Raw genomic sequence first — 6,756 nt, 5'->3', positions numbered from 1 at the left:
GCTCGGCAGCGATGATTACGACCGGATCGCCGCCGATATCGCCGCGCACGCGGACGATGCGAGGAAGATGTAGAGGAGTGGTATATGGCCAGTATGCGAGTGCATGAGTTGGCGAAGGAGTTCAACATGTCGAGCAAGGACATGCTTGACAAGCTCCATGAGATGAAGATTCCCGCTAAAAGCCACGCGAGCATGCTGGCTGAGGCCTACGTGGAGAAAGTTCGCAAGAACCTTGCTCCTGAAATCAAGGAACGCGCCGGCGAGCTGCCCGCGGAAGAGGCAAAGCAGCTTGCTGAAGAGCGCGCCGAGGCAAAGCGCCAGAAGGCCGAGCAGGAGCGTGCTCGTCGCGAAGCCGTCGAGCAGGAGCGTGCGGCGCGCGAAGCCGAGCGCGCCCGTCGCGCCGAAGAGGGCGGCCATGCCCCGAAGCCTGCGCAGGACAAGGCGCCGAAGAAGGTTTCGAACAGCCCGTTTGAAAGCCTGCAGCATCAAATCGAGTCCGAGAAGGAGCGCGTGGCGCGCGAAGCCGCCGAGCGCAAGGCTCGTGCGCGTGCGGCTGCCATGGCCAAGGAAGTAGCGAAGAAGCAGGCCGTCGAAGAGGCGCTGCGCAACCGCAATTCCAAGGGAGGCTCGAAGGCTTCTGCCCCGGCGGCCCCGAAGCGTCAGGCCCCCGTTTTGGGCGCTCGCAAGTCCAGCTTCGACAGCCTGCTTTCCCAGATTGAATCTGAAAAGCAGCGCATCGAGAAGCAGAAGGCCGAGCAGCCCGCTCGCGGCAACAACGGCAACGGCAACCGCCAGCAGCGCGGTGCCGGCCGCAAGCATGGCAAGAAGGGCATGCATGTCGAGCAACACGTGCCCGAGCTTGAGCAGCAGAATCCTGCGGAGGATCGTTACGCCCAAATGGCCGTGAAGGCCGAGGAGCTGCAGCGCGACAAGGTGTTGGCCGAGGCTCGCGCCGCTGTTGCCGCCGCTAGCTCTCACGAGGGCGAAGGCCGTCGTAAGAAGCGTAAGCAGAAGCGCGAAGCCGAGGCGCGTGAGCGTTTGGAGATGGAAGCTATCGAGCGCGGCCTTGACCCGAGCCTGGTGCTTGACGACTCCGTCGTCGAGATCCCCCAGGGTTCCACGGTCGCCAAGTTCGCCGAGCTGCTTGGCGTGCAGCCCAACGATGTGATCAAGCGCCTGTTCATGCTTGGTCAGGTGCTTACGCTTACGCAGTCCATGTCCGATGAGCTTGTTGAGCTTATCGCTGACGACATGGGCCGCAAGGTGCGCGTCGTGTCGCCCGAGGAAGAGTTTGCTGTCGTGTATCACGACAGCGAGGAAGACCTCAAGCCGCGTCCGCCTGTGGTTACGGTCATGGGCCACGTTGACCACGGCAAAACGTCGCTGCTTGACGCCATCCGCCACACCGGCGTTGCCGAAGGCGAGGCCGGCGGCATTACGCAGCACATCGGCGCTTCCGTCGTGCGCATTGCCGATCATCAGATCACGTTCATCGATACGCCTGGCCACGAGGCATTTACTGCCATGCGCGCCCGCGGTGCGCAGGTCACCGACGTTATCGTGCTGGTAGTTGCCGCCGACGACGGCGTCATGCCGCAGACCATCGAGGCAATCAACCACGCGAAGGCCGCAGACGTGCCGATCGTTGTTGCCGTCAACAAGATCGATAAGCCTGGCGCGAACCCCGATCGCGTGCGTCAGGAGCTGACCGAGTACGGCGTCATCCCCGAGGACTGGGGCGGTCAGAACATGTTCGTCAACGTGTCGGCTAAGAAGAAGCTGCACATCGACGAGCTGCTCGAGACCATCTTGCTGCAGGCCGACGTGCTGGAGCTGAAGGCGAACCCCGATGCCGAGGCTTCCGGCTTCGTCATCGAGGCGAATCTTGACAAGGGCCGCGGCCCGGTTGCCACCGTGCTGGTGCAGCGCGGTACGCTGCATCCTGGCGACACCGTGGTTGCCGGCACTTCTTACGGTCGCGTTCGCGCACTGGTCGACCCGCACGGCAAGCACGTGGACGGCGCTCGTCCGTCCGACCCGGTTGAGATTCTGGGTCTGAACAGCGTGCCGACGGCAGGCGACGAGTTCCGCGTGTTCACCGACGAGCGCGATGCCCGCAAGCTCGCCGAAGAGCGTGCCCTGCGTGCGCGTCTGGCCGAGCAAGAGACAAAGGCCCATATGAGCCTGGACGACCTGTTCAACCGCATTGAGGAAGGCAAGCAGACCGACCTGAACCTGATCGTGAAGGCCGACGTGCAGGGCTCCATCGAGGCACTGCGCGATGCGTTCAACAAGATGGACCAATCCGAGGTGCGCATCAATATCGTGCACTCGGCTGTTGGCGGCATCACCGAGACCGACGTCACGCTGGCTGCGGCTTCCGACGCCATCATCATCGGCTTCAACGTGCGCCCGACCGGCAAGTCCAAGCAGCAGGCCGAGAAGGAAAAGGTGGACATTCGCCTGTATCGCGTTATCTACCAGGCCATCGAGGACATCAACGCTGCACGCGTTGGCCTGCTCAAGCCCGAGATCGTGGAAGAGGACACCGGCACTGCCGAGGTTCGCGAAACGTTCAAGGTCCCGAAGGTGGGCACCATTGCCGGTTGCTACATCACCGAGGGCGAGCTGCACCGCGACGACAAGGTGCGCATCGTGCGCGACGGCACCGTTATCTTCGAGGGCGAGCTTGCTTCGCTAAAGCGCTTCAAGGACGACGTCAAATCCGTCAAGCAAGGCTATGAATGCGGCATGGGCGTGAACGGCTATCAGGACATCAAGGTGGGCGACACCATCGAGGGTTACACCGTCAAAGAGGTTGAGCGCACCGAGTAGCATCAACGCTATGGCAGCCTGGAATGCAGGCTGCCATATGCTTTTGTGGGCAGGTGATTTGGGCTCGATGCGGTATGCGGCAAACGGGCCTTGCGCATGAAGCGGTATTTGCTTTCGCGCGGGGTTATTGCCGGCATGCCGCAGCGGGCCCTTTCGCTGCGCTATCATGAATTCGCGGCTTTGGCGATGTGCGTGTGCGCTTTTCGCAAGGTCGTTAGGTTATCGTATCCCTCTCTTCGCTGAAGACGTTAGGAGCAAGAGGTATGAAGCAAGGTTCTACGAACCGCAAAGTGAATGAGCAGGCGCGCGAAGTCATCGCGTCTATCCTGCTGTTTGAAATCTCCGATCCGCGACTTACGCTGGTCACCATTACGGGTTGCGAGGTCAGCTACGACCGTAGCGTGTGCAACGTGTATTATTCCGCCGATCGAAACGAATACGAAGACGTGGCGGCGGCTTTCGAAAAGGCTTCGGGCCGTATTCGCTCGCTTATGGCGCGTAAGCTTTCTTGGCGTGTGGCCCCTGCGCTACGTTTCATTCTCGATAAGTCCGTTGACGAGGCCGAGCGCATTGCTTCGGCGCTTGAGCGAGATGCCCAACGCAATCGCGAATCCGCTGAGATTGCAGCAGCTCACGAGGCGGCTTTTGTTGCTGAAGAGCGCGACGAAGAGGAATAGGTAACGCTATGGCAGTTTCTCCTCAAACGAATTGCACGCTCGCTGAGGTTGCGAATCGCATGCGCGAGCTTGACGATTTCGTGGTGTGCGGACACGTGAGCCCTGACGGCGACTGTTTAGGGTCGCAGCTGGCTTTGGCTGCGGCGCTGCGGCGTCTTGGCAAGCGCGTTTCTTGCGTGCTGGTGAAAGACGAGCCGGTGGAGGCGAACTTGCTGCGCGTGCTGGATGGCGCACAGGACCTGGTGTTCGCAGGCGCGTACAAGGGTGCACCCGGCGCGTTCGTGGGCGTTGACGTGCCTACGCGCGAACGCATCGGTGAGGCTGCGTGCGCGCTGCTTGACCAGGCGCCTTTCTCCTTCACTATCGACCATCACGCCGTTGATACGACGATGTGCGACATGGTGTATGTCGATCCCGATGCGGCATCCACCACTATGCTCATCTGGGAGCTTGCGGGCTACCTTGGCGTTGAGCGTACCGGCGCCGTTGCCAATTGCTGCTATACCGGTTTGGTCACGGACACAGGGCGCTTCCAGTATCAAAACACCGACGAGCGCTGCATGAGCCTTGCCGCTGAGATGGTTGCCGCGGGCGCCGATCCAGCAAGCGTGTCGCGCGAGGTGTTCCAGAACCGCACGTACGCCTCTATGCGTCTTGAGGCAACGGCTATCATGCGTGCCGAGTTCAGCGAAGATGGAGCAACTGCTCTTGGCTACCTGACGCGCGAAGATTTCGCTCGTTTCGGTGCGCAGAAATCAGATGCCGAACCTGTTATCGACGCGCTGCGCCGCATCGAGGGCGTGCGCGTGGCATGCATGCTGCGCGAGCAGGAGGATTGCATCCGCGGGAGCCTCCGCGCGAAAGACGATACGGATGTGTCGGCCATTGCGCGCACGTTCGGCGGCGGAGGTCATGTTGCCGCGGCGGGCTTCACGCTGTACTGCACGCTTGATGATGCCGTTGCGCAGGTTCGCGCTGCGCTGGCAGAGGCGGTGCGCGCTTCGTGAAGCGAGGGGAATCTGGACTGTCGTTGGTTGTCGGAGTGGACAAACCCTCGGGCATGACATCGCACGACGTGGTGAATCGGTGCCGTCGGATTTTCGGCGAGAAGCGCGTGGGACATACCGGCACGCTTGATCCGCTTGCCAGCGGCGTGCTTCCCATCTGCATCGGCCCTGCAACCCGATTGGGTGCGTACCTGACGGGGCATGACAAAGCGTATCGCGCCACCATCGCGTTCGGCGTGGGCACGGATACCGATGACTGCGAAGGCGCGGTAACCAGAACGGCGCCAGTGCCGGTTGAAGTCGGTGACCGGGCGTTTGCGGAGCAGTTCGTCGCGCAGATGGTGGGGCCTCAAAAACAGCTGCCACCTGCGTATTCTGCCATTAAAGTTAATGGTAAGAAGTCGTACGAGGCTGCACGCGAAGGTCATATCATCGAACTGTCTCCTCGAGATATAGAGGTGTATCAGGCTGCTTTGCTTGCCGTGCGCGAAGGTAACGGCGATGCGCTGCCCGAGTGGGACGTGGAGTTCCGCGTTTCGAAGGGAACCTATATTCGAGCCTTGGCCCGCGATATGGGGCTGCGCCTTGGTTGCCCTGCGCATCTCAGCGGTTTGCGCCGCTTAGAGGTTGGCGGGTTGCAGCTTGACGAATGCGTTTCGCTTGAGGCGCTTGAGGATTTGAAGCTGCGCGCCGCGCTTGACCCGGTGCGTTTGCTGGGCGTTCGCTTCGTGTATGCCGATGGCGCGCTGGCGAATGCTGTCAAGAATGGCAATGCGCTTCCTGCTGCTGCGTGCACGTTGTTCGAGCGGCGCAGGACGACGGTGCAGGCCGAGCTGTGCGCATGTACTGCAGGCGTTTGCGAAAGCGCCGAGCCGCCCGCCGATGGCGAAGTGGTGGCGGTGATCTTCGAAAACAAGGTCATCGCGCTGTATAAGTATGAAGAGAAGCATGTTCGTTTTAAGGCATGCTGCGTTTTTCAGACGGGGGTGCTTCGTGGCTCCGATATTTAAGGCCGACGATTCGTTTGACCGTAGCTTGTTCAAGGGTACCTCGTGCGCGTTCGGCGTCTTCGATGGCGTGCATTGCGGGCATCGCTTCCTGCTTTCCTGCGCGCAGCAGACGGCTGCCGAAAACGGTGGGAAGTCGATTGCGCTGACGTTTGACATCGATCCTGACGAGATGTTCAACGCTGATCGTCTTCGCAAACTTATGTCGAACGATGAGCGTTTGGAGATGCTGGCGCAAACGGGCGTCGACGCTGTGGTGGCGCTGCCGTTCACGAAGGATTTCGCCGCCAGTTCGCCTGAGGAATTCCTTGATCGCACGTTTGGGGGGCATGTTCCTGCGCATCTGCATGTGGGTTCCGATTTCCGTTTCGGCGCGAAGGCTGCCGGCACGGTGCCGGATTTGAAGGCATGGGCGAACTCGCATGGCATGGTGGTAGATGCCCACGACTTGAAAAGCGAGGACGGCGCACCCATCACGGCCACGCGCATCCGCAAGCTTTTGGCTGCGGGCGAGATCGTGAAGGCGAATCATTTGCTTGGGCGACCGTATTTCATGACCGGCATCGTCAAGCCGGGGCGCGGAGAGGGTGCCGACATGGGCATTCGCACGGCAAACCTGGTGGTGGGCGATCAGCTGCGCCCGCTCGGCGACGGCGTGTACGCGGCGTACGCGGATGTGGAAGGCAGGCGTTACAAGGCTGCGGTGAACGTTGGCATTGCCGCTTCGTTTGCCGATCGAGCCATCGCCACGTGCGAAGTGCATATCCTTGATTTCGATGGCGATATCTATGGTCAGTACATGAAGGTGGAATTCATTGAATGGCTGCGCCCGATGCGCAAGTTCGATGACATCCAGGAACTCATTGCCACCATTCAAGGGAACATCGATTGGGTTCGTAAGAACCTGTAGCCATACGTTTCGATAGTGCCTATTGCTAGGGCGGTCGGATTAGCACTCCGGCCGTCCTTTCTGCGTTTCGCCATGAAAAAAGCGGCTCCGAAGAGCCGCTTTCGTAGAACCAGTTGAGCCTGAAATGCTTACACGATGCCCTGGGTCATCATGGCGTCGGCAACCTTCAGGAAGCCCGCGATGTTGGCGCCCATGACGAAGTTGCCCTCGTGGTCGAACTGCTTGGCGGTGTCGTCCACGTTGTGGAACATGCCGCGCATGAGCTGCTCGAGCTTGCCGTCAACCTCTTCGAACGTCCAGCTGAGGTGCTCGGCGTTCTG

5 protein-coding genes and 1 pseudogene are annotated in these 6,756 nt (G+C 60.8%); 5 read left to right on the top strand and 1 reads right to left on the bottom strand.

Annotated elements, in window-relative coordinates:
* The first annotated feature begins 84 nt into the window (after positions 1-84).
* The 5 genes from infB (at position 85) to ribF (ending at position 6,436) form a co-directional block, all read left to right on the top strand.
* Positions 85-2,835 carry a translation initiation factor IF-2 gene (gene infB / locus ACWI6D_RS09130; RefSeq protein WP_449134455.1) on the top strand — a complete coding sequence of 917 codons (2,751 nt, stop codon included), beginning with the start codon at positions 85-87 and terminating at the stop codon, positions 2,833-2,835.
* A gap of 263 nt (positions 2,836-3,098) precedes the next feature.
* Positions 3,099-3,512 (top strand): 30S ribosome-binding factor RbfA, encoded by a 414-nt coding sequence (gene rbfA, locus ACWI6D_RS09125; RefSeq protein ID WP_449134454.1) that lies wholly within the window; start codon positions 3,099-3,101, stop codon positions 3,510-3,512.
* A gap of 8 nt (positions 3,513-3,520) precedes the next feature.
* Entirely contained in the window at positions 3,521-4,519 is a 999-nt protein-coding gene (locus ACWI6D_RS09120; RefSeq protein WP_449134453.1) for a DHH family phosphoesterase, read from the top strand.
* A 35-nt stretch (positions 4,520-4,554) separates the two neighbouring features.
* On the top strand, positions 4,555-5,529 hold the full coding sequence (gene truB, locus ACWI6D_RS09115) for a tRNA pseudouridine(55) synthase TruB (protein WP_449134452.1): 975 nt from the start codon (positions 4,555-4,557) through the stop codon (positions 5,527-5,529).
* The gene (ribF, locus tag ACWI6D_RS09110) at positions 5,513-6,436 is read left to right on the top strand and encodes a riboflavin biosynthesis protein RibF (protein WP_449134451.1); all 924 of its coding nucleotides are present in this window, start codon (positions 5,513-5,515) and stop codon (positions 6,434-6,436) included. The genes truB and ribF overlap by 17 nt, the downstream gene beginning before the upstream one ends.
* A gap of 128 nt (positions 6,437-6,564) precedes the next feature.
* Here ribF and ACWI6D_RS09105 read toward each other — a convergent pair.
* Positions 6,565-6,756, bottom strand: a pseudogene (locus tag ACWI6D_RS09105) (NADP-specific glutamate dehydrogenase); the annotation flags it as partial.

Source organism: Senegalimassilia sp. (genome assembly GCF_977052095.1).
Note: the sequence above shows the minus strand (reverse complement) of the source record. Positions and strands in the feature narration are given on the sequence as shown.

What these genes read in the sequence shown, in the direction of transcription:
- infB (WP_449134455.1), top strand. Translation starts at nt 85, where the DNA reads ATGGCCAGTATGCGAGTGCATGAGTTGGCGAAGGAGTTCAACATGTCG.
- rbfA (WP_449134454.1), top strand. Translation starts at nt 3,099, where the DNA reads ATGAAGCAAGGTTCTACGAACCGCAAAGTGAATGAGCAGGCGCGCGAA.
- ACWI6D_RS09120 (WP_449134453.1), top strand. Translation starts at nt 3,521, where the DNA reads ATGGCAGTTTCTCCTCAAACGAATTGCACGCTCGCTGAGGTTGCGAAT.